Raw genomic sequence first — 21,693 nt, 5'->3', positions numbered from 1 at the left:
CCTTCTTACAGATTGTAGGAAGGCTTTTTTCATTTTAGGTACCAACCGAGGTACAAACATTTAGTGCTAGACGCTATGTGAAATTGGGAAACGCTTAACCTTAAACAGAGCTACTTTTTTTGTTTTGATAGACTCTTTGAAAAAAGGCAAAACCATTCCCCTCTTGAGAGGGGCTAGGGGTGTGTCTTTCCACTTTTCGTTTCTACACACCCCCGACCCCTCTCAAGAGGGGAGGTTAGTGGTCCAATCATACGCACCTGGCTGACGAATTCTACCGAAAAAGTTAGTTTACTGTAGGCTGTGAAATCATATTAAGTTGATCATATCCATTTCTGCAAAGAGATTACGGGTCCCCTATGAATAATTCCTCCTCCTCTACTTTTAAGGAGTCAAACCTACCAAAACTCCATACTAACGTGCCCGGGTTTTTTCTTTTATGGCCTACCCAAAATATGCGATGCTAAGATCGAGCAAACTTGATGAGCCGATCAACCGATCCATTGTCTGCTTCCTTCAAAGCTTTGAGATAATCCGCTCTTGTATCTCCTTCACGACTTGAACTGCGCTCACCCCATGAAAATGGTTCTAAGCCGAAAAGCTTTTCAACGATGATGTCAGCCATCAAGCGACTGTGTCTTCCGTTACCATTTGAAAAGCAGTGGATACTTACAATGCGATGCTTAAACCGAATGGCCAGCTCATCAGGTGGAAACACTTCATTTTGAAACCAAAGAGCAGCGTCACTCAGGAGCATATTTAATTCCTGAGAGACCATCCAATAATCTACTCCTATATTCTTCTGAGTATGTCGGAATGTTCCTGCCCATTTCCACACCTGATTCAACATTCGTTTGTGAACATCACAAATGAACTTCTCACTAAAAATCTTCTCAGGTTTAATTGACTTCCCAATGAGCCATTGGAAGGCCTCCTCTACATTTTGTTGCTCAAACTCATCCAACTCCTCTCGACTAGTGATGGAAGGAATAAGCAACCCCTCTTTCTCTTCTTCACCAAGAGGGGTCTGGCCATTGAGGTACTCAGGATCTAATCCCATAAAATCTTCGGCATTTCAAGCTTTAAACTATTCGCTCTTTCTTCAATGGCTTTATTGATCCTTTCAGGAGAATTAGCCTGGTCTTCCAGCTTCATTGATGTGGATGTCCGTGACACAATTTGCTGGGCCAGTTCCTTTGCCTTACGCTCAATCAAAGCATCCAGGGATCCATCTTTTGGAACCAACCCGTAGACAAGCGTCATATCTAAAGCTCGTGCGGCTTCCCGAAGGTTCTTGATTGTCAATGTGCCAGCTGCTTCACGAGCTTCCAATTTCATGATTCCTTGCTTGGTCATATCTAGCCGTGCGCCCAATTGATCAAGAGACATTCCCAAAGCTGTGCGTATCGCTTTTATCCATCCTGTGGGAGGGCTTGATACGTTTGATGTGGAAGTAAATGACTGCATCTTGCGGTCCATTTGATCCAATAAGAGTCGCTGCTTGTTCTCCATGAGTAAATATATATGTTTACTTATATGGCACAAATATAAACATATAAGTTTACTAAATAACTAGTAAAGTAAACGTATTAGTTTACTTTAGAAAGGATGTCCCGGGGGTTCGAATCCCAAATGGCTCGAAAAAAGGTCAAAATACGCAGTTACAAGATTGGTGACTGTAATTGAGAATGCCATGTAACTGATTAATAATCAATACTTAAAAGAGAGGATCAAGTTCCTGCTCCTCTGCATAAAATGAAAAGGTCAGTACTGAGAGAAGGCAAAACTATTCCCCTCTTGAGAGGGGCTAGGGGTGTGTCTTTCCACTTTTCGTTTCTTCACTCCCTCCTCCCTTACTTCCCTCCATGCTTTGAGATCATTAAGTCCCAATCATAAGATGAAGGAACTGAGAAATAAGATGGTGTTTGATTATATAGTTAGGAATCCTTACTATATTTGCATCTGAACCTTTAAACCAATTCAATATGAAATCTTCCATGTTAGTTACCCTTGCTTGTTTGGGCTTTGTCTTTAGTTTATCTGCCCAGATCTCTTCGTACCAGGGTGATGATTTTGCCATTCAAAGTGTCAGCGTGACCAGTAACCCTAACCTGGGAGTTACCATTTGGGAAATTAATGTGTCTGGACTGGCGGGTAATACTACCCCTACTCCTGTTGGTCAGTTGGATGGTGCTCCTGTCCTTGGGTATGTTTTTCCTACAAGTCTGAAAGCGACAGATGTTGGATTTAGCCAAACAGAGGGAATTGTTGCACTTGGCCTTACCTCTCATCCTGATTTTGATGATACGCCTCTATGGGATGAAAATAATGATCGGGTGTATGACAATGATGGAATTGTATGGCATCCGCACTGGGTAATTCTTGTTGAGGATAAGCGTGTGGCGGGAGGATTATCCGTCAAGCAATTCAAAAAAGAGGATGCAACGGTGATTTTGCCTCCTACCAACCCTGGCATGCCAATGTATATGGATTCACCCGGATATCCGGTCATTACAATTGGTAATACCATTCTGGTGGTAGTGCCAAACTACCGAATCAATAACCAGACTGACTTCACCTATGATGGAGTTGCTGCTTTTATGCAAGTGAATACAAGTAAGGAGGGTCTGCCAATGCTTGGAGTGTATGAAGTCTATTCGGTGGCAAGTGGAGACTTGAGTCTTCCATATAAAGTGCAGAAATAATGTTAAGAATTGCAGTATGGGATACCTATGTGGAGAGGAGCGATAACAAAGTAATGCACTTTGATATTCTCGTTCCTCTGGAAGTAAGGGATGCGAAACAGGTCTATGATTTTGGAATGTCATACCTCAAATCAAAGCCTTTTCATACCGGGGCAATTAGTTCGAAGGAGTGTACTTTTTGTCATATAGAGAAAGCCTCTGATCAAGTCATTAGTGACATCAATGAGAAAGGCTACCACATCATCGAAATGCAGAATTGCAACTAGATTAATGTCTTTAAGGAGCAGTCCGTTCTTCTGGAGCGGGTTGCTTGCCGTTAATTACCTGATAGAAACCATGGCGAAACTTAAACTTTACGTTGAAAATTATATGGCCGGGGACCATAAGCTGGGGGAGCTCAATCTATTATTTACCTTTCAGGTGAATTGCCCTGGTTGCTTTAGTTATGGCTTTCCTTTAATGGAACTTTTGAGGGAGAAGTATCACGACAGGATTTCTTTTCTGGCACTATCTACTGCGTTTGAAGATTATGAATTCAACAACGTAGAAAATACAGAGTTGCTTGTCCAGGAGGGTCAATTGGTGGGTGAAACAAAAAAGATGTTTGGAGAGCAATTACCCTATCCAATCAAAATTCCAGTGGCAATGGATCAGGTAGCCGGTTCAAACGTTGATCTTGAAAGTTTGGCCGAGGAAATGTGTCATGCTATTTCTGATTTTAGCATCCGGTCCAATTCAGATAAAAATGAAATGCATGTAAGAATCAAAAATTACCTGCTCAGTCAGGAGAGAATTTCTCTTACCTTCAGTGTCAATCTGTTTCAAGGTACCCCTACTTTTGTATTGTTCGATAATAGCTATGAAATACTGTTCTCGTGGTTTGGACACCGGCCAAAAGAGCAAATTGAAAATACAATTGACGAATACATTCGTAAGTACTCGTAATAATATCTCATTAACTTTTCAAAATGAACAAAGCAGAGCGCATATTCGATCTCGAATTTCAGCAAGAGGATGTGAGGAGTAAAATTGTGGTGGGTCTCGAGCGCATCGGTGAGGTTTTTAGAGCTTTGCTTTGGGACTATGCCAAGTCTGTCGGTATCAGTCCAATACAAATTCAAATTCTTGTTTTTGTGGCGCATCACAAACCAGAATATTGTACCGTGAGTTATCTGGCCATGGAGTTCAATGTCACTAAGCCAACAATCAGTGATGCGGTGAAGGTCCTGGAACAAAAACAAATGGTAAAGCGAATCGACTCGTTAAAGGACAAAAGAAGCTATCAGGTGTCCCTCACCACTCAGGGGAAAAACCTGGTGGATGAAGTTTATGGCTATGGGGGACCATTCCTCAGGGAACTGAATAATTTTGATTCATCACAATTAGAAGGCCTGTATCATTCTATTACCCACATTATTTACGGCTTAAACAAGCATGGAATCATTCAAGTCCAGCGAACCTGTTATGCTTGTGCCTTTCATCAGTCATCTGATCATCAGCATTTCTGTACTTTATTGGATAAGGAATTGACCACCTCGAACATCAGGTTAGATTGTCCTGAGTATACAGCAAAAGAGAAATAGACAGTGCTTCGGAATGGTCATCAGGAGATTGTGTGGCAGTGAGACAAAACTACCCTGTTGGGTAAAAAATTACCACCTTGTTGACGCTCATTCTTAGCCTAAAATGGCTTTGAGTTGATTATAGCGTGATTTTTTATTGGTATGCATATTGTTATGGGCCTGGCAGGGATTAATAGGGTGGAGATATAATCAAATACGGGTTAATCTTGTCTGATGACGATCTGGACTTAGCAGTGTCAAAAACTCAACTGTTCTTGGGAAGAAGCGTTTTCCAGAAGGCTGAGATATCGTTAAATTATCTTGTCAAAATAAACTGAATTAAAATGGGGTGGAAATTTAGCTTAGCTCAAAGAATACGAATGGGTCTGGCAATGCTGGTAGTATTTTTGTTGATACTGGCTACCAATTTGGTTGACCGGCGTTATTTTAATGTGGTACAAAAAAGTATTACAACGGTATATGAAGATCGCCTATTGGCTAAGGACTACATCTATAAAATTTCCAGACAGCTGCAGAAAAAAAGGGATTTTTTGGCAATTGAGGACAAAGCTCAGGTAAAGAAAAAAATCATTCATGCGAATGACTCAATTCAAATACTTACGACGAAGTTCGCAGCGACCAGGCTTACTGATCATGAGGCGATACTTTTCGAATCATTAAAGAAAAATCTGGATGAATTATATGATCATGAAAGGAGATGGTCTCTGGATGCTTCTTTCAGGGAAGAAGGCTTGACTGCAGAGACGATAGATAACACCTTCCAGGCCATTTATGATGATTTGGATGCGTTAGCAAAGATTCAAATTGAAGAAGGTAAAAACGAAATTATCATTTCCACTGAGACCATCAATACAAGCAACCTGATTTCAAGGCTTGAAATAGTCATGTTGGTAATCATTGGGGTATTAATTCAACTGCTGATATTCCTAAAGCCGTTAAGTCGTTAGGTTCTTCAGTTGCGATTAGCTTTCAATTATTAGGTTACCACAGATCCTAGTCCTTCTCCAAATCGTATACTTCGCCACTGGCTGCTCGTGATACGCTGGCATTGAATTCAAAGCCAAGCAGCAGGATAAATGACATCAGCCATTGCCAAACCATCAGGGCGATAATGGCTCCAATGGAGCCGTAGACCTTGTTGTATGTGCCAAAATTGGCAACGTAGAAGGAGAAGCCTACAGACACCAGGATGCATAAGATGGTAGCCAGGGACGATCCGTAGGAGAAGAACTTCCACCGGTCGTGAATGGCGGGGCCCCAGTAATAGATGGAGGCTATCGCCAGGTAGAAGGCGATGTAGACCACGATAAATCTGAGAAGGAGGATGACATAATACAGGAAGTCTTCAGAGAGTAGTCCGGCCTCCAGTAGCCAGTCCAGCACCACCTGTCCGATAATAATAAACAGGATAGAGAAGATCAGCGCAAAGGCCAGTAAAACGGTGAGAAAGAGCGCTATAAGCCTGGTTTTGATAAAGCTACGGTTCTCCACTGTTTTGTAACTCATATTGAAGGTCTGCATCAGGGAATTCACACCATTGGTGGCCAGAAATAATGCAAAGAGCACACCAAAGGAAATCAGGCCCTCTCGTCTTATCTGTAGGGTGTCGTAGATGGTTTCGGCAGTAATCTCAAAAACACTTCGCGGTAAAATATCCTGTAGAAAGTGAAGAATTTCCCCCTGGCTGATGGAGGGGATGTACTCATGAATAAAGGGTATGAGTGCAAACAGGAAAATGATCGAGGGGAATAGAGAAAGTGTGAAATTAAAGGCCACACCATAGGCCTTTTCGAAAAGCTGATTATCCCCCACTTTGTCAATAAATATGATGAGCGCGCGGTATAACGAAGTTTTTCCACCGGATATCCTGATGCTCTTCAGGAAGCTGATCATTCGCAGATACCAGCCCGTATAGCTGAGGTGCCGATGAATGATCGTTCGCTTTCTCAATGGAAATGTGGTTGTATTAGTTTGTCCATAACCTCAGGTAATCTTACCGGTCGCCCGGTGTCCATTTTGATGAATACCAGCTCCGTCGCTCCTGTATTAATTAGCTTTCCGGCCTCATTAGTAACCTCGTAGTGAAATTTTATTCTTGCTCTTGGCCGCTCGGGGATGCTCACAAGGATGGTGAGCAAGTCGTCATACTTGGCTGGCTGATGGTAATTTACATTGAGCGAAAGCACTGGCATCCCAATCCCCATTTCCTCCAGTTTTTTATAAGGAAACCCCAGCGAACGGAAGGCTTCTACCCTGGCTACTTCATAGTAGGTGGCGTAGTTGCCGTAGTATACATACCCCATTTGGTCTGTCTCCGCATACCGTACCCTTATTTTCACTTCTTGCTGGTACATTGACTATCTGTAAATCCGCTCCATGTTAAGTGCCCGCTGAAATCTCGCAGCGTTGACGTTGTGCTCTTCCAGGGTTTTTGCAAATGCATGATAACCCGAAAAATCGTCTTTTGCACAAAAATAAAGATAGCGATGTTCTTCTGCATTCAAAACCGCCTCCAATGCGGCAATAGAGGGCATGTTAATAGGGCCTGGAGGTAACCCCCGGTACTTGTAAGTATTATATGGCGATTCGAAATCCTTGTCTTTGTTGAGAATCCGGCGAATGGAAAAATCACCGATCGCAAATACCAGCGTGGGATCGGCCTGGAGTTTATACCCTTTTTCCAGTCGGTTGAGATATACTCCCGCAATGGTGGCAGCTTCATCCATTTTATTGGTTTCGGCGTCCACTATGGAGGCCAGGGTGGCAGCTTCTGTAGGTGTCAGGCCCAATGCTCTGGCTTTGGCCATCCTGTCTTCATTCCAAAACCGGTCGTATTCTTTTTTCATCCGGTCCAGGATATCCCTTGGACTGGCCGTCCAATAGACTTCATAAGTGTTAGGCAGGAACATACAAATGAATGTCTGGGTAGTGAGGCCATAGGACTGAGCCACACTGTCAGATATCAGAAGTGGAGCCATGTCTGCCGAATCTATTTGCAGTGGAAAAGTGAGCTTGCTGGCCAGCTCCTCTATCTTTCGGGCCCCGTTAAAAGTCAGCTTTACCGGAGTCTGAATGCCCGCTCTCAGCATGTTGATAGCTTCTGTGTTGCTCATGTCTTTTTTGAGCAGATACATCCCGGCTTTTATTTCCCTGTCGAATCCTTTGGCCTTAGCCAAGAAACTAAAGGCAACCAGGTCATTGACAATGCGCTGGTCATAAAGCTCATTTTGAAGCTCCTTGAAAGTGGTGCCATCTTCAATGGCAAACATCCGATCTTCCTGTTCTACCAGTATATTTGGGGTATAAAGTATCTGATAGCCGTAAAATGCAAATGAGGAGAGCATTACGGCAAAAACGATCATGAAAGCAGCAATAAAATTTTTCTTCTTCATCAATTAAAAAGGATTCCCAAAGTGAAAAGTCTCGCAAAAATAACTAAGTTTTCTACTCGTTTGACTTATAGTGGGAGATCTGTTATTTTCTTCATCTTAACCCCGTAAAAATATGTCTGCAGAACTGATAAAACTCTACCCGGAAAACCCCGAAGAAAAGAAAATTAGACACATTGTGGATGTCTTACGCAATGGAGGGCTGGTAATCTACCCTACAGATACTGTATACGGTATCGGGTGTGATATTTTCAACAGCCGGGCACTGGACAGGCTGAAAATGCTGAAAGGGATCAAAGGGAAAGACCTCAACCTTTCCTTTATTTGCTATGACCTGAGCCAACTCTCAGAATACGCCAGACACGTGGAGACTCCGGTTTTCAAATTAATGAAAAAGTGTTTTCCGGGCCCCTATACATTTATTCTGGAGTCATCCACCAAGGTGCCAAAAATCCTGAATGCCAAAAAGAAAACGGTGGGGATCAGGGTTCCGGATAACAACATTCCAAGAGACATTGTCAAGATCCTGGGCAATCCCATCATCACCACTTCCATTCACGACGAAGATGAGATTGTAGAGTATTCTACCGATCCCAGTTTGATTTATGAGGAGTTTGAAGGCCTGGTGGATGTAATCATAGATGGAGGATTCGGAGGCAACCAGCCCAGTACCGTGATCGATTGCACCGGTGGTTCGCCGGTGGTGATCCGTCAGGGCATGGGTGATATTGCGCAGTATTTATAGATGTCGGAGCTTGTTATTGAACCCCACTACCTGGGGAGTCTTGAGTATTTTACCCAGCTGATAAAGCGTGAGCGCGTCTTATTGGAGGTGCACCAGCATTTCTCCAAGCAAACCTATAAGAACCGGTGCTATTTGCTCAGCAGCATGGGACCGATTCCTTTAACTGTACCCGTGAAGTTCACGAACCGAACGGCCTTCAAGGAGGTGCAGATAGCACATGATCAGAGTTGGAAAAGAGAACATTGGGGCGCATTTTATTCGGCCTATGGCAAGGCCCCTTTTTTCGAATTTTTGGCAGACCATTTTAGGGATATCTGGGATAGAAACCATCGGTTTCTTCTGGATCTCAATTTGGAAATGATGACATTGTGTCTTAAAATCTTACAAATTGACATACCAATAGAAATTACCGAGAGCTATCAAAAAAAAATAAATACCCCCATTAATGATCTGAGAGAGCATATTGTGCCGAAAAAGCCTTTTGAAGAACGACATTTATATATACCTTCCCCGTATACTCAGATATTTGGCAGCAAATTTGTCCCTAACCTGAGCATTATTGATCTTCTGGTGAGCGAAGGCAGCAATGCTTTGGAGGTTTTGAAAAAATCTTCTTATCCGACAGGTGAACAAATCTGAAAATCAATGTGTTTCTAAAACTCATTCTTTGTGAGGTTTTGACTCACAGAAGTTTTAAATTTACTTACTAACGCACTATCATAAATCCATTTTATGGAAGCTAAATTTTCAAACAGAGTAAAGGAGGTAATCTCTCTCAGCCGTGAAGAAGCTTTACGACTTGGGCATGATTATATCGGCACCGAGCATTTGCTTTTGGGGATGATCCGCGAGGGAGAGGGTGTTGCTGTCAGTTTGCTGAAAAAGCTTGGGGTATCTCTGGAGGAGCTAAGATCCGCCATAGAGCAGGCTACCAAGGGCACTGCCACGAGCAATGTGAAGAACCTCGCCAACATTCCTTTGACCAGACAATCGGAAAAAGTACTAAAAATAACCTACCTGGAAGCCAAGATTTTCAAGAGCCAGCTGATAGGTACGGAGCATTTGCTCCTCTCTATCCTCAGAGATGAAGACAATCTGGCTACTCAGATTCTAGATAAATTTGACGTGAGCTATGATGTGGTGAAGGAGCTGCTGGAATACCAGACAGAAAATCCTTTGGCACAGTCTGACACAGATGATGGTGACGAGGATACCGGCAAAATCTTTGGAGGCTCGTCCTCTTCCGGCTCCAGTGGTCGGGAGACTGGCAAGGGAGGGACTGAAAAGTCACGAACTCCTGTTCTGGATAACTTCGGTAGAGATCTGACCAAGCTTGCGGAGGACGACAAGCTGGATCCTATCGTGGGCCGGGAGAAAGAAATAGAGCGAGTGGCTCAAATCCTGAGTAGAAGAAAGAAAAACAACCCGATCCTGATTGGTGAGCCTGGTGTAGGTAAAACCGCAATCGCTGAAGGGTTGGCCCTCAGAATTATACAGAAAAAAGTATCCAGAATCTTGTTTGGAAAGCGGGTGGTCACCCTTGACCTGGCATCATTGGTGGCAGGTACCAAGTACAGAGGACAGTTTGAGGAACGGATGAAGGCGGTGATGAACGAAATCGAAAAGTCACCGGATGTCATTCTTTTCATTGATGAGCTTCATACCATTGTGGGAGCAGGAGGAGCCTCTGGTTCTTTGGATGCCTCCAATATGTTCAAACCGGCCCTCGCCCGTGGCGAAATACAATGTATAGGGGCTACTACACTGGATGAGTACAGACAGTATATTGAGAAGGACGGAGCATTGGCCCGACGTTTTCAGATGGTAATGGTGGATGCGACTACTGCAGAAGAAACCATTCAGATACTGGACAACATCAAGGATAAATATCAGGATCACCACCACGTGAACTATACGCCCGAGGCGATTAAGGCATGTGTGGCGCTGTCCGACAGATATATCAGCGACAGGTACCTTCCGGACAAAGCCATAGATGTAATGGATGAGGCAGGTGCCAGGGTACACATCAACAACATCAGTGTGCCCAAGCAGGTGATAGAGCTGGAAGAGCAGATAGAAGACATCAAAAAGGAGAAGAATCGTGTGGTGAAAAGCCAGAAGTACGAGGAGGCTGCCCAGCTACGAGACAGAGAGAAGAAGCTATTAGCTCAGCTCGACGAGGAAAAAAACAAATGGGAAGAGGAGACGCGCACCAAGCGCTATGAAGTGGATGAGGAAAATGTGGCGGAGGTTATCGCCATGATGACGGGTATTCCTACCAAGCGAATCGCTCAGAATGAAAGCGCCAAACTTCTGAATATGAAGGAGGAGCTGAAGAAAAAAGTGATTGGTCAGGAGGATGCAATCATGAAGCTGACCAAATCTATTCAGCGTACCAGAGTTGGACTCAAAGACCCTAGGAAGCCGATCGGATCGTTCATTTTCCTTGGCCCTACAGGGGTAGGTAAAACTGAAATGGCTAAGGTACTTTCTACCTTCCTGTTTGATAAGGACGACTCGCTCATCAGGATTGATATGAGTGAGTACATGGAGAAGTTCTCCGTGTCCAGACTCGTGGGAGCGCCTCCAGGATATGTGGGCTATGAAGAAGGTGGTCAGCTGACTGAAAAAGTTCGCAGAAAGCCATACTCAGTAGTGCTGCTGGATGAGATAGAAAAGGCCCATCCGGATGTATTCAATATTCTGCTGCAGGTGTTGGACGATGGTATCCTCACCGACGGCCTTGGTCGCAGAGTTGATTTCAGAAACACCATCATCATCATGACGTCAAATATTGGCGTGAGGGATTTGAAGGATTTCGGTGCCGGCATTGGTTTTTCCACTTCCTCCAAGCGTGACAATGCTGAGGACGTTATGAAGTCCACCATTCAGAGTGCATTGAAGAAAGCGTTTAGCCCTGAGTTTTTGAATAGACTGGATGACGTGATCGTATTCAATACATTGGAGCGTGAGCACATTCATCTGATTATAGACATCACTTTGGATAAGCTCTTCAAGCGGGTAGTTGATCTTGGGTATCATGTGGAGCTGACCAAAAAGGCGAAGGATTTTATCTCAGACAAAGGATATGATCCGCAGTATGGCGCCAGACCGCTCAACAGGGCCATTCAGAAATACCTGGAAGATCCTGTAGCTGAAGAAATCCTCAAGGGAGAAATTCAGGAGGGAGACACCCTGGTGGCTGACTGGGATGGGAAAGCTGAAGTACTTCACCTTAAGCTGAAAAAGAAGAAGGTGAAGCAGGAAGACAAAGAAAAAGAGTAAATGAAAGGGCCGATAAGGCCCTTTTTTATGCGCTGTTTTTTTTATGATGAGAACAATTCCTCTAGGATCCAGCTCGACATCCTCCGAAAGCGCAACCTTTTTGTTGTAAACTAGTTTATATTATAAACTTAACTATCTTTACAATTAAAAACATCTGTCATGTCTGAACAAACACTAACAAACAAAGAAAGCCTGGCACTGATCACGGAGATGATCGGACAGGCGAAGAGAAACTACCAGAAGGGAGGAAGTTTTCATTTCCTCCTTTGGGGCTGGGTGGTCATGCTCGCCAATTTGGGCCATTACTACCTCGAGGGATTCACCGACTATGCTCATCCTTATCTGGTTTGGGTGATCACTTTTCCGGCTGGGATTATCTCTGCCCTTTACGGCGCCCGGCAGAGCAAGAGGGCCACAGTAGTGAGTCATCTGGATCGTTTGTATGGCCAGGTATGGATCGCTGCCGGTGTGGGGATTGTCATTACATTGATCTTCATGCGGAACCTTTCGTTCAACCACGGCGCTATGATTCTTCTATTCGCCAGTATGGGCACTTACCTTTCTGGTCAAATGTTGAGGTTTAAGCCACTGATTTTGGGTGGTCTGGCCCTGGCGGCGGCTGCCGTGGTCTGCTTCAATGCGTCGGTGACAGATCAATATCTGGTGAGCGCCATTGGTATATTTCTAGGATACATCATCCCCGGATATCTTCTCAAAACCAAAGAAAATGGATGATTTTAAGCCATTAGATCCCCTGTTACATTCTCAGCTGCGCCTGGCTGTCATGAGCCTTTTGCTCAGTGTAGAATCAGCTGAGTTTACCTTCATAAAGGAAAAGACTCGGGCTACAGCGGGCAATTTGAGTGTGCAGTTGGATAAACTTTCGTCGGCGGGCTACATTCAGGTGGAGAAGGCCTTTAAGGGAAAGAAACCAGTGACAACCTGCCAAATTACGAAGTGGGGTGTGGAGGCATTTGAGACATATGTCAATGCCCTGAAGGGCTATATTGAATAATTTTTTTAAATATTTAGTTTATAAAATAAAGTAGTTTATCATGAAAGAGACAAGAAAATTGTTACTGATCCTATTGGGAATAGTGATCAGTCTGGTGGCCTTTACTCAGGACTTTAAGGCTACTGCCCAAAAGGAAATGCAGAAAATGAGCTTCATGATCGGGGAGTGGCAAGGTGAGGGGTGGGTCATGACTCCTGGTGGGAAGGAATTCAGTAGTGTGGATGAAGACATCTCCTACGATCTTGACAGTACGGTCATCAGTCTGCGCGGACTCGGAATGGCAGATAAAGGCGGGGTGAAGATAAAGGTGCATGAAGCGCTTGGCGTTTTGTATTTTGATCCTTTTCAAAGAAAATTTGGAATGAGCTCGTGGATTTCTAAAGGAATGCACACAGATGCCAATGTAGAACTGTTGGGTGAAGGCAAGCTCAAATGGTGGTTTGAAGCGGGACCGGCCGGCACCATCCGTTACACCATGACTATTGCCAATAATGAATGGGTAGAAATAGGTGAAATGTCACAGGATGGAGAGAATTGGCGACAATTTTTTGAAATGACCTTAAAAAGGAAATAGCAGAGTGCGTTAAACCGGCCGGATATCGGCCGGTATTATCCTGTCAATAGGCGCCCAGATATTTTCTTAGAAACCATTCGGTGCCTAAAAGACCAGCGATAAGCAGGATCACCCAAATACTGTTGATCAATGGGAAGGTTTCCTTGCTGGTTTTGATAATGCTCTTGTAACTTTTACTTATCAGATCCTCGCCAATTTGACCAGCCAGAGAGAACGGGTAAAACAGGCCATCATTCTTTTCCGCTACCGAGCGTAGCATGTTGTGATCAGCAGTAAGATTAATCCCTTCCAGTTGGATATCACGTATAGCAAATGATCCGGTCTCAGAAAAGCCTTTACCTCCTAAAGTAGTAGTTGCTTTGAACTGGTAGACACCAGCCTCCAGGGCTCCCAGGTTAAAACTGCTGTTGACAGGGCTATCCACCATTTCATAAGTGGTCTGGGTTCCGTTTTCATCGGTAATAGACAACTGGATGGTATTCCCATAGGCCCTTTCATAGATCTCATTGTATACCTCCGTATCCATGAATACCCGCTCCCCGATGTGGTAGTTGGACGCTCTTGGCTTCACTACGAAACGGTCCTTATTCACCTTAATGCTGAGATACTGCACCGTCTTCAGGATCAATTCTTCAAAGAATTCTGAATTTTCTTCACTCCCCGCTTCCTGTAGTTTCCATTGCCAGATTCCCGCACCTGGTGTCACCGCAGACTTTTGTGATCCATCGTCGAAAAACACCAAAAGAGGGCGTTCGGTGGTGATGCTACCTATCTGCTGATATAAAAGAACTTCTGTAGGCCCCACCAGTTGATATTCGCCGAAGGGAACCTCTATTGGTGGGTAATTCTGAAGCCGGTCTGTCAGCTCTTCGGATATTTTGAATTTAGAAAAGTTGCTGTTGTACGCACCTCTTACCTTGTCTTTGCCGTTTCCCTTCAGGCTGATGCTGAGGTAGGTGATGGTCTGAGCCATATTTCTCACATTGGAGGAGGAGCCCATGATGTACCATTTGCCTGTGGACTCAAAGTCGCCGTACTGGTGTCCTGAGAAAGCCTGATGTTCTATGATGGCATCAAATTTTTTCTCCGTGGGCCGCTCATGAATCCCCGGTATGTAGAGGACGGTTTCGTAGTTGGAGGTGGCATTGAGGACGGATCTGATGGCGTTGATGTCCGGGTGCGGAGCAGGAGCAAGTATCAGTATTTTGTCCTTTCCTTCTATAACGTCAATATAAATGTCCTGCTGATTGTTAACATATGACGATTCTCCCTCTTTTTCCTGTACAGCTATGGTGAGTCGGCGAATCCCCGGTGATTGAGCATCCAGTAGAAAATTAACTTCCTGGGCGCCGGGCTGAAGGGTGATCTCCTGAGCGGCTATCTTTCTTCCATTTTCGATTACTTCCACCGCCAGAGGCAGGCCATCATAGCCTTTTTGTGAAAGCAAAATGCTGATAGGGAATTGATTTCCCTGATAGGCTACCTGATTGTTTCTGACATTGCGAATGGCAATGTCCCTGGGTGGGATCGTGTCACCCAGGCCAACCGTAAAGACCGGAAAGCCGAATGTCTGGTAAGCCGGAGACTGGCCTTCATTGATGATGCCGTCTGAAACAAGCACTACAGCCCCGATATTCTGATTTTCGTAGACTTTTTCCACCCTTTTCAGCAGCGAGCTCAGGTTGGTCGTTTTTTCATCAAAAAAGATGGTGTCCTGCCTGCCAGAAAGGGTCTCTACTATTGGTTGGTATTTGTTTTCAAGATCCTTTCGGGTTTTGTCTATCCAGGCCTTTACATCCGAGGTATTCGCCGCCTCAGAACGTAACCCAATCGATTCAGAATTATCCACCGCCATGATGACCAGTGGAGTTTCTGTCCGGTTCACGTTGAGCTGGAGGAGTGGGTTGAGTAGTAGCAGAAGGATCAAAAAAACCGCGCTCATCCGAAGGAATCCCATGAACACATTCAGAGATTTACTCCATGGGGAGGCCTTTCGGGCATACAACAGCATTGCGGCACCAAGTGCCGCAATGAGTGATACAAATACCCAAATCGGAGAAACATCGAATGAATACCAACTATTATCCATAGAACAGAGTAAAGCCGTTTTGTAACCCAAGTGAAGCTAAAAACGGCTTAATTGTATCATGTGTTTGATTGAATTTTGATCAGGTAAGCATGCCGCCATCTACCTGCAGCACCTGCCCGGTCACGTAGGAGGCCATGTCTGACCCCAGGTAAACACAGGCGTCAGCCACGTCCTCGGGTTGTCCGCCTCTTTTCAGAGGTATGGCGTCTCTCCAGCTTTGCACGGTTTTTTCATCCAGTGCATCCGTCATTTCAGTTTCTATAAAGCCCGGAGCGATGGCATTGCATCGAATGTTTCTTGATCCAAGTTCCAGCGCTACAGATTTGGTGAAACCAATGATCCCGGCTTTTGATGCGGCATAGTTGGTCTGACCTGGATTTCCCTTTACTCCTACTACGGAAGACATATTAATGATTGATCCTGAACGCTGCTTCATAAAGGTTCTTGCTGATGCTTTCACCGTATTGAAACATGACTTCAGGTTGATGTTCATGATTTCATCCCACTGTTCTTCCGACATTCTCATCAGTAGATTATCTCTTGTAATGCCCGCGTTGTTAATAAGAATATCCAATGCACCAAAGTCTGCCACCACGCTATTGATCAGCTCCTCTGCTGCCTTGTAGTCGGAGGCATCCGAGCGATAGCCCATGGCTTTTATGCCGAAGGCTTCCAGTTCTTTAGAGAGTGCCTCACCTTTTTCTACACTTGACAGGTAAGTGAAAGCCACATTGGCGCCGTGCTCGGCATATTTCATGGCAATGGCCCTACCGATGCCTTTAGATGCGCCAGTGATAAGGGCTGTTTTTCCTTCTAGTAATTTCATTGTAATTAGTCAGCTGTTTATTAAAAAAGCTCTGGCAATACTATCGTTGACAACTTTTCGTAAAAAAGTAAAATGAAAAGTCTGGAATGGACGAGTGTATTGGCCTTGAGCCAAATATTCGATGTTTTTCAGGTGCCAAATTAACACTTACACGGCTAAAGAGCGGTGAGATGAACCATAATTGTGAAAAATAGGATTAACGATAGAAGACTCAGAATCTTTTACCTGGGAGACGAACCTTTTACAGAGCGGCTCATCCGGGCCTTATTTGCCCGAAAAGGCTATCAGATGGAGGTCTTCTCAGGAGATTTGTACGCAGACCCGGCCTGCCTTTTGCTAATGGACTCAGCTGTTCACCTGAAAAAGTATCAGGACGTAAAAGGGTTTAAGGTACTGATGAAAAACGAACCTCTCTTCGATTATTCGTATCATCTGTGGACCAAGACCCCAATTGCTGAGAATGCTGTGGATAACATACTGTTTTTTTACCAATGGGAACCAAGGTCATTCATTCAGGAGGACATTCAATCAATAAAGTCTGGCCGGTTGGAACGATTTGTTGGTCATGATCAGGCCAGACTTCAGGAAGTGATTGCGGAGTTTGTAGACAGTTTGAGTTTGAATTTGCGATTGCTGTGGGAAGCCTATCGGCGGAGAGAGGTGTCCGAAATTGGAGAAGTTGCCCATAGGATGTTATCTGGTATAAGCTACTATGACGCGAATCTGGCGAAAGCTGCGCTCAGGGGTCTGGAGCAGCTCGTTGGTTATGATCAAGCCTATTTGAATAGTACTTTGTATACCATTGAATGCCGCATTCGGGTGTTGAGGTCAGGACTTATCAGAGAGTATTTCTAATTCATATTTTTTGATTTTTTCATAGAGGGTTGTGCGGTCAATATTGAGTATTTTGGCCGCTTTTGTCTTGTTGAAATGTGTTTGTAGGAGCACATTTTTTATCAGCTGAATCTCATTGGCCTTGTTTACCTCCTTTAAATCAGAGGAGGCAGGTTTTGGCTCTTCTGTTCTCTCTTCCAGAAAAGAGGGCAAACTCTGAATGGAAATCTGCTTTGCTTTTTCGATGAGCACACTTCGTCTGATGACATTTTTGAGTTCACGAATATTCCCAGACCAGCGATAATTCATGATTTGCTCATGAGCATCTGGGGTCACCCCTGTTATATGCTTGCCAAATTCCTGATTGGATAGAAGAATAAAATGATTAACCAATGCCTGAAGGTCTTCTTTTCGTTCTCGCAGTGGGGGGATTTCAATCTGAAATTCATTGATTCGGTGAAACAAATCTTCCCTGAATTGACCCTGTTTTACTTTTTGCTTCAGGTGGTCATTGGTAGCCGCCAGAATCCGAACATCCACAGTCTCTTCCTTTTCGCTCCCCACTTTTTTAATTGTCCTTTCCTGCAAGGCCCGGAGCAATTGCACCTGCACTTCGGTGTTGAGATTGCCTATCTCATCCAGAAAGAGCGTGCCACCATCGGCAAGTTGAAACTGCCCAATCTTGTCACTATGCGCACTGGTGAAAGCCCCTTTGACATGTCCGAATAACTCACTCGCTGCGAGCTCATTGGAGAGCGTACCACAATCTACTGAGATAAACGGTCCATGGGCACGTTCACTCTTGTGGTGAATCAGCCTGGAGAGATATTCCTTGCCAGTGCCACTTTCTCCGAGTATCAGCACGGATAATTCTGTTGGGGCCACCAGGCGGGCTTGATCCAGGACTTCCTGAAACCTCGAACTGGTGCCGCTGATGAAACTTGGTATGGAATCCTGCTGTTCCACATGGGTTTCGTCTTTGCATGCTTCATGTATGATGTTCAGTAGCTCCTCATGGTCTATGGGTTTGGTGATGTACTCAAAGGCTCCGAGTTTCATCGCCTGTACGGCAGTCTTCACATGGCCATAGGAGGTCATTAGCACTACCGTTTGCCTGGGGTTGTTTGACCTGATCTCCTTGAGCAGCTCAATTCCATCCATGCCCGGTAGACGCAAATCGGTGAGTACGAGGTTATAATTGTCCCTTTTCAGAGCGACTAACGCTTCCTTTGCTGATTTTGTAAGCGTGGTTTTATACCCGTTTTTTCGGAGGTGTTGCACCACCATCATCCCAAATGACGAATCATCTTCAACGACCAATATTTTCATATAGCTGTTCTATCTAACTTCTTTAACTCATAAATCAGAGATTTTGTATAAAGTTTTGATAGAAAAAGCCCATCAAAAGGATTTGATGGGCTTCATTCAGCGTTATGAATAAGGGGATTATGCGCCAATCACCTCACCATTTTGATCATATGTGACTGTTTCTGCCTGGCCATCAGGGTTTTTGAAGTGAACCTCATAGGAAAGTGTTCCGCTTTCAGAAATCGCATAGGCCTTATCAACTGTCCATTGAGCATATTCGCCAGCCGAAATTGCTTCGACTACTTCCTTGGGGAGATCTTCCGGATCAATTTGTTCCTTCCCCATCTGAGTCATTTCCATCGGGTCTTCCCCCGTGGGAATACCGATCTGAGCCAACGCACTGGAAGAAATAAAAAGAGCGAGCATGAGCGCCCCGAGGATACTTTTAACTGAATTTTTCATAATTGACATAAGTTTTTGTTTCGAAATTGTTTGATAAGGGACCTAACAGAACTGTGCCAAATCCCCAGTCTTGTTTCAAATGACTGATACTCAGTGGTTTTTATTTTCATGAAGGAAATTGAGGGCTTAATGAGTTGTTGGATTTTCAGATAAATCGTTGGTAAATCCCACAGTTTTTTCCGCATCGCGGGGGTAAGAGGTCATGCTTTATGGAATCAAATTTTTTTCTAAACCCTACTGGCTTAAATTTGCGACCGTCAATAACCGGATTAAATAGTTAGAATATGGCATCAAAATATGATTTAATAGTAATTGGGAGTGGTCCTGGTGGATACGTGGCAGCAATTCGAGCATCACAGCTTGGTTTGAAAGTGGCAGTGGTAGAGAAGGCTGAACTAGGCGGGATTTGCCTCAACTGGGGGTGTATTCCTACCAAAGCACTCCTGAAGAGTGCTCAGGTGTTTGAATATATTTCACATGCGAAAGACTATGGCATAGATGTGAAGGGTGCTTCTGTCGACTTTGGAGGGATGGTGAAGAGGAGTCGTGAAGTAGCCGGTGGCATGAGCAAGGGCATTCAGTTTCTGTTCAAGAAAAATAAGATTGAAGTAATCAATGGTTTCGGTAAACTTCAGAAGGGCAAGAAGGTAGAGGTGACAGATGAAGCGGGAAAGAAAACCGTTTATGAGGCCAACAGCATAATCCTGGCAACAGGTGGGCGATCGCGGGAATTACCATCTATGCCTATAGATAATGAGAAAATCATTGGGTATCGCAAGGCCATGGTCATGGATAAGCAGCCCAAGAAGATGATTGTGGTAGGATCCGGTGCCATAGGAGTAGAGTTTGCCTATTTCTATAAGTCTATTGGGACAGACGTGACCATTGTGGAATTTATGGATAGGGTGGTGCCTGTAGAGGATGAAGAAGTGAGCAAGGCACTGGAGAGAAATTTCAAAAAGAGTGGCATCAGCATCATGACAAGCAGTGAGGTAACCAAGGTGGATACCAAGGGCAAGGGCTGCAAAGTGACTGTGAAAACCAAAAAAGGAGAAGAAATACTGGAGTGTGATGTGGTACTGTCTGCAGTTGGCGTATCTACCAACCTGGAAGGCATCGGCCTTGAGGAGACAGGCGTGAAAACCGAGCGCGGTAAGGTGATAGTTGATGATTTTTACAAAACCAATGTGGACGGAGTATATGCAATTGGTGACATAGTGCATGGTCCGGCATTGGCACACGTGGCCTCCGCAGAGGGGATTATCTGTGTGGAGAAAATTGCTGGTGAAAATCCGCAGCCATTGAACTACGGGAACATCCCGGGCTGTACCTACTGCTCACCTGAAATTGCCTCTGTAGGTATGACGGAGCAGCAAGCCAAAGATGCCGGATATGAGATCAAGGTGGGGAAATTTCCGTTCTCAGCTTCAGGCAAAGCAAGTGCCGCCGGGCATAAAGATGGTTTTGTGAAGGTGATTTTTGATGCAAAATACGGCGAGTGGCTAGGATGCCACATGATAGGAGCCAATGTGACTGAGATGATCGCGGAGGCTGTCGTAGCCAGAAAGCTGGAAACCACAGGGCATGAGATCGTAAAGTCTGTGCATCCACACCCTACGATGAGTGAGGCCATCATGGAGGCCGCCGCCGCTGCCTATGATGAGGTGATTCATATTTAAAATTGTCAAAAACATTTTGAGGATCTTTAGCAGAGAGCCGGATTATATTCTGGCTCTCTGTTTTTTTTATGGGAGTTTTTTTGTGCGCAAAAAATTGACTATTATTGTCAATAACTTTTTTGTCATGATTGGGAATATTTTGAAGGAAGGACGCTTTACCAAGGAGCTCAAGCTCAAGGAGCTGGCTGCCAAAGCTAATATTGATCAAACACTGCTCAGTAGATTTGAAAATGGAAGTCGTATGCCCACTGAGAAGCAGCTTAGTGTTTTAGGCGAGATTCTAGGCCTGGATATGAGAACTGCAAGGATAGAATGGATGGCAGAGAAATTGGTGGGAATGATACAATATTATCCGGAAGCCAGGGAGGTACTTCGTGTAGCCGAATCCAGGGTGGAGTACCTGGCGAGCCAAAGGGTTCTTGACCCACCAAGCCTTTCAGAGCGCATGACATTTAAATTGGAAAATCTGGATGCGCTGAAAACCCAATGGGCAGCGAGGCCAGTACTGAGCCCTGCACAGCTTCAGAGAATGCATGCATTCTTCGATGTGGAATATACTTATGAAAGCAATCGGATAGAAGGGAATACCTTATCGCTGCAGGAAACGGCTCTGGTGGTGAACGAAGGATTGACGATAGGTGGCAAGTCCATGCGTGAGCATTTGGAAGTAATCAATCATTCGGAAGCCATAGCGTTTGTCAGGGGCATAGTAGAGCGAAACGAAGATTTGGGTAGGCGAACACTCATGGAAATCCATCGGCTGATCCTAAAGGAGGTGGATACCGCCAATGCCGGGAGATACAGACAGGTGCCCGTCAGGATTTCAGGGAGTGAGACTGAACTTCCGCAGCCCTATCTATTGGATAAGTTGATGGAGGACTATTTTGAGTATTATGAAGCCCACAAATTGCGACTTCATCCCGTGATTTTGGCCGCAGAGATGCATGAGCGACTGGTAAGCATCCATCCGTTTATAGATGGTAATGGGCGTACCGCCAGGTTGGTAATGAATCTTATTTTGCTAAGAAATGGCTACACCAGAGCTAATATCAAAGGAAGCACTGAAAGCCGGATGCAGTATTATCGCGCACTTCAGTCTATTCAGGAGGGTAACAATCCTGAACCTTTCTATGAATTGGTTGTAGACGAGTCACTGAGATCTATCCGGGCTCATCTTGAGCTCATTTAAGCAGCTGCCCCTG

23 protein-coding genes are annotated in these 21,693 nt (G+C 44.6%); 14 read left to right on the top strand and 9 right to left on the bottom strand.

Annotated features, from left to right (window positions below; translation table 11 throughout):
- Positions 1–460: 460 nt before the first annotated feature.
- Positions 461–1,057 (bottom strand): mobile mystery protein B, encoded by a 597-nt coding sequence (locus RIH33_RS13775; RefSeq protein WP_406650897.1) that lies wholly within the window; start codon positions 1,055–1,057, stop codon positions 461–463.
- Positions 1,048–1,509 (bottom strand): mobile mystery protein A, encoded by a 462-nt coding sequence (locus tag RIH33_RS13770; protein WP_406650896.1) that lies wholly within the window; start codon positions 1,507–1,509, stop codon positions 1,048–1,050. Before RIH33_RS13770 ends, RIH33_RS13775 begins: the two co-directional genes overlap by 10 nt.
- Positions 1,510–1,982: 473 nt before the next feature.
- Between RIH33_RS13770 and RIH33_RS13765 the strand changes: the two genes are divergently transcribed.
- From RIH33_RS13765 to RIH33_RS13745, 5 genes are all read left to right on the top strand, one after another.
- Positions 1,983–2,702 carry a hypothetical protein gene (locus RIH33_RS13765; RefSeq protein WP_406650895.1) on the top strand — a complete coding sequence of 240 codons (720 nt, stop codon included), beginning with the start codon at positions 1,983–1,985 and terminating at the stop codon, positions 2,700–2,702.
- Positions 2,702–2,968, top strand: coding sequence for a DUF2024 family protein (locus RIH33_RS13760; protein ID WP_406650894.1), 267 nt, complete (start codon positions 2,702–2,704; stop codon positions 2,966–2,968). Before RIH33_RS13765 ends, RIH33_RS13760 begins: the two co-directional genes overlap by 1 nt.
- Positions 2,925–3,647, top strand: coding sequence for a hypothetical protein (locus RIH33_RS13755; protein ID WP_406650893.1), 723 nt, complete (start codon positions 2,925–2,927; stop codon positions 3,645–3,647). Before RIH33_RS13760 ends, RIH33_RS13755 begins: the two co-directional genes overlap by 44 nt.
- Before the next feature lie 23 nt (positions 3,648–3,670).
- Entirely contained in the window at positions 3,671–4,285 is a 615-nt protein-coding gene (locus tag RIH33_RS13750; RefSeq protein ID WP_406650892.1) for a MarR family winged helix-turn-helix transcriptional regulator, read from the top strand.
- Between the two features lie 323 nt (positions 4,286–4,608).
- A complete protein-coding gene (locus RIH33_RS13745; RefSeq protein ID WP_406650891.1) occupies positions 4,609–5,232 on the top strand; it encodes an MCP four helix bundle domain-containing protein in 624 nt (207 codons plus the stop codon).
- A gap of 46 nt (positions 5,233–5,278) precedes the next feature.
- On the opposite strand, the gene RIH33_RS13740 is transcribed toward RIH33_RS13745, so the two are convergent.
- The 3 genes from RIH33_RS13740 to mltG are packed head-to-tail and all read right to left on the bottom strand — an operon-like array spanning position 5,279 to position 7,677.
- Complete coding sequence (locus RIH33_RS13740) at positions 5,279–6,235, bottom strand: YihY/virulence factor BrkB family protein (protein ID WP_406650890.1); 957 nt, start codon at positions 6,233–6,235, stop codon at positions 5,279–5,281.
- Complete coding sequence (locus RIH33_RS13735) at positions 6,232–6,639, bottom strand: thioesterase family protein (protein ID WP_159582402.1); 408 nt, start codon at positions 6,637–6,639, stop codon at positions 6,232–6,234. The genes RIH33_RS13740 and RIH33_RS13735 overlap by 4 nt, the downstream gene beginning before the upstream one ends.
- Before the next feature lie 3 nt (positions 6,640–6,642).
- Positions 6,643–7,677 (bottom strand): endolytic transglycosylase MltG, encoded by a 1,035-nt coding sequence (gene mltG, locus RIH33_RS13730; RefSeq protein WP_406650889.1) that lies wholly within the window; start codon positions 7,675–7,677, stop codon positions 6,643–6,645.
- Between the two features lie 112 nt (positions 7,678–7,789).
- On the opposite strand from mltG, the gene RIH33_RS13725 reads away from it, so the two are divergent.
- The 6 genes from RIH33_RS13725 to RIH33_RS13700 all read left to right on the top strand — a co-directional run bounded on the left by RIH33_RS13725 (position 7,790) and on the right by RIH33_RS13700 (position 13,293).
- A complete protein-coding gene (locus tag RIH33_RS13725; RefSeq protein WP_406650888.1) occupies positions 7,790–8,419 on the top strand; it encodes an L-threonylcarbamoyladenylate synthase in 630 nt (209 codons plus the stop codon).
- Complete coding sequence (locus RIH33_RS13720; protein ID WP_406650887.1) at positions 8,420–9,058, top strand: WbqC family protein; 639 nt, start codon at positions 8,420–8,422, stop codon at positions 9,056–9,058.
- 93 nt (positions 9,059–9,151) lie between these two features.
- Complete coding sequence (locus tag RIH33_RS13715; RefSeq protein ID WP_406650886.1) at positions 9,152–11,704, top strand: ATP-dependent Clp protease ATP-binding subunit; 2,553 nt, start codon at positions 9,152–9,154, stop codon at positions 11,702–11,704.
- A gap of 159 nt (positions 11,705–11,863) precedes the next feature.
- Entirely contained in the window at positions 11,864–12,439 is a 576-nt protein-coding gene (locus tag RIH33_RS13710; protein WP_406650885.1) for a hypothetical protein, read from the top strand.
- Positions 12,432–12,719 (top strand): winged helix-turn-helix domain-containing protein, encoded by a 288-nt coding sequence (locus RIH33_RS13705; protein ID WP_406650884.1) that lies wholly within the window; start codon positions 12,432–12,434, stop codon positions 12,717–12,719. Before RIH33_RS13710 ends, RIH33_RS13705 begins: the two co-directional genes overlap by 8 nt.
- Positions 12,720–12,759: 40 nt before the next feature.
- A complete protein-coding gene (locus RIH33_RS13700) occupies positions 12,760–13,293 on the top strand; it encodes a hypothetical protein (protein ID WP_406650883.1) in 534 nt (177 codons plus the stop codon).
- A 43-nt stretch (positions 13,294–13,336) separates the two neighbouring features.
- Here the strand turns inward: RIH33_RS13700 and RIH33_RS13695 are convergent, their stop codons facing one another.
- Both RIH33_RS13695 and fabG read right to left on the bottom strand, forming a co-directional pair.
- Entirely contained in the window at positions 13,337–15,382 is a 2,046-nt protein-coding gene (locus tag RIH33_RS13695; protein ID WP_406650882.1) for a hypothetical protein, read from the bottom strand.
- A 79-nt stretch (positions 15,383–15,461) separates the two neighbouring features.
- Complete coding sequence (gene fabG, locus RIH33_RS13690; protein ID WP_406650881.1) at positions 15,462–16,208, bottom strand: 3-oxoacyl-[acyl-carrier-protein] reductase; 747 nt, start codon at positions 16,206–16,208, stop codon at positions 15,462–15,464.
- A 183-nt stretch (positions 16,209–16,391) separates the two neighbouring features.
- On the opposite strand from fabG, the gene RIH33_RS13685 reads away from it, so the two are divergent.
- Positions 16,392–17,063, top strand: a complete 672-nt coding sequence (locus RIH33_RS13685) for a hypothetical protein (protein WP_406650880.1) — start codon at positions 16,392–16,394, stop codon at positions 17,061–17,063.
- Here the strand turns inward: RIH33_RS13685 and RIH33_RS13680 are convergent.
- Positions 17,037–18,371, bottom strand: coding sequence for a sigma-54-dependent transcriptional regulator (locus tag RIH33_RS13680; RefSeq protein ID WP_406650879.1), 1,335 nt, complete (start codon positions 18,369–18,371; stop codon positions 17,037–17,039). The two genes, RIH33_RS13685 and RIH33_RS13680, sit on opposite strands and share 27 nt — an antisense overlap.
- 117 nt (positions 18,372–18,488) lie before the next feature.
- Positions 18,489–18,812 carry a hypothetical protein gene (locus RIH33_RS13675; RefSeq protein ID WP_406650878.1) on the bottom strand — a complete coding sequence of 108 codons (324 nt, stop codon included), beginning with the start codon at positions 18,810–18,812 and terminating at the stop codon, positions 18,489–18,491.
- 284 nt (positions 18,813–19,096) lie between these two features.
- Between RIH33_RS13675 and lpdA the strand changes: the two genes are divergently transcribed.
- Together lpdA and RIH33_RS13665 are read left to right on the top strand one after the other, a co-directional pair.
- A complete protein-coding gene (lpdA, locus tag RIH33_RS13670) occupies positions 19,097–20,491 on the top strand; it encodes a dihydrolipoyl dehydrogenase (protein WP_406650877.1) in 1,395 nt (464 codons plus the stop codon).
- 124 nt (positions 20,492–20,615) lie between these two features.
- The gene (locus RIH33_RS13665; RefSeq protein WP_406650876.1) at positions 20,616–21,680 is read left to right on the top strand and encodes a Fic family protein; all 1,065 of its coding nucleotides are present in this window, start codon (positions 20,616–20,618) and stop codon (positions 21,678–21,680) included.
- The last annotated feature ends 13 nt before the right edge of the window (positions 21,681–21,693 follow it).

It is taken from the genome of Marinoscillum sp., assembly GCF_040222955.1.
Classification (GTDB): Bacteria; Bacteroidota; Bacteroidia; order Cytophagales; family Cyclobacteriaceae; genus Marinoscillum.
The sequence above is the reverse complement of the archived record's forward strand: the minus strand, read 5'-3'. Positions and strand labels throughout refer to the sequence as shown.

Excerpts from the sequence above, each read along its gene's own strand:
- RIH33_RS13695 (WP_406650882.1), bottom strand. The coding sequence starts at position 15,382 with ATGGATAATAGTTGGTATTCATTCGATGTTTCTCCGATTTGGGTATTT.
- RIH33_RS13700 (WP_406650883.1), top strand. The coding sequence starts at position 12,760 with ATGAAAGAGACAAGAAAATTGTTACTGATCCTATTGGGAATAGTGATC.
- fabG (WP_406650881.1), bottom strand. The coding sequence starts at position 16,208 with ATGAAATTACTAGAAGGAAAAACAGCCCTTATCACTGGCGCATCTAAA.
- RIH33_RS13710 (WP_406650885.1), top strand. The coding sequence starts at position 11,864 with ATGTCTGAACAAACACTAACAAACAAAGAAAGCCTGGCACTGATCACG.
- RIH33_RS13765 (WP_406650895.1), top strand. The coding sequence starts at position 1,983 with ATGAAATCTTCCATGTTAGTTACCCTTGCTTGTTTGGGCTTTGTCTTT.
- RIH33_RS13680 (WP_406650879.1), bottom strand. The coding sequence starts at position 18,371 with ATGAAAATATTGGTCGTTGAAGATGATTCGTCATTTGGGATGATGGTG.
- RIH33_RS13720 (WP_406650887.1), top strand. The coding sequence starts at position 8,420 with ATGTCGGAGCTTGTTATTGAACCCCACTACCTGGGGAGTCTTGAGTAT.
- lpdA (WP_406650877.1), top strand. The coding sequence starts at position 19,097 with ATGGCATCAAAATATGATTTAATAGTAATTGGGAGTGGTCCTGGTGGA.
- RIH33_RS13755 (WP_406650893.1), top strand. The coding sequence starts at position 2,925 with ATGAGAAAGGCTACCACATCATCGAAATGCAGAATTGCAACTAGATTA.
- RIH33_RS13750 (WP_406650892.1), top strand. The coding sequence starts at position 3,671 with ATGAACAAAGCAGAGCGCATATTCGATCTCGAATTTCAGCAAGAGGAT.
- RIH33_RS13665 (WP_406650876.1), top strand. The coding sequence starts at position 20,616 with ATGATTGGGAATATTTTGAAGGAAGGACGCTTTACCAAGGAGCTCAAG.
- RIH33_RS13770 (WP_406650896.1), bottom strand. The coding sequence starts at position 1,509 with ATGGAGAACAAGCAGCGACTCTTATTGGATCAAATGGACCGCAAGATG.
- RIH33_RS13715 (WP_406650886.1), top strand. The coding sequence starts at position 9,152 with ATGGAAGCTAAATTTTCAAACAGAGTAAAGGAGGTAATCTCTCTCAGC.
- mltG (WP_406650889.1), bottom strand. The coding sequence starts at position 7,677 with ATGAAGAAGAAAAATTTTATTGCTGCTTTCATGATCGTTTTTGCCGTA.
- RIH33_RS13775 (WP_406650897.1), bottom strand. The coding sequence starts at position 1,057 with ATGGGATTAGATCCTGAGTACCTCAATGGCCAGACCCCTCTTGGTGAA.
- RIH33_RS13745 (WP_406650891.1), top strand. The coding sequence starts at position 4,609 with ATGGGGTGGAAATTTAGCTTAGCTCAAAGAATACGAATGGGTCTGGCA.
- RIH33_RS13705 (WP_406650884.1), top strand. The coding sequence starts at position 12,432 with ATGGATGATTTTAAGCCATTAGATCCCCTGTTACATTCTCAGCTGCGC.
- RIH33_RS13735 (WP_159582402.1), bottom strand. The coding sequence starts at position 6,639 with ATGTACCAGCAAGAAGTGAAAATAAGGGTACGGTATGCGGAGACAGAC.
- RIH33_RS13675 (WP_406650878.1), bottom strand. The coding sequence starts at position 18,812 with ATGAAAAATTCAGTTAAAAGTATCCTCGGGGCGCTCATGCTCGCTCTT.
- RIH33_RS13725 (WP_406650888.1), top strand. The coding sequence starts at position 7,790 with ATGTCTGCAGAACTGATAAAACTCTACCCGGAAAACCCCGAAGAAAAG.
- RIH33_RS13760 (WP_406650894.1), top strand. The coding sequence starts at position 2,702 with ATGTTAAGAATTGCAGTATGGGATACCTATGTGGAGAGGAGCGATAAC.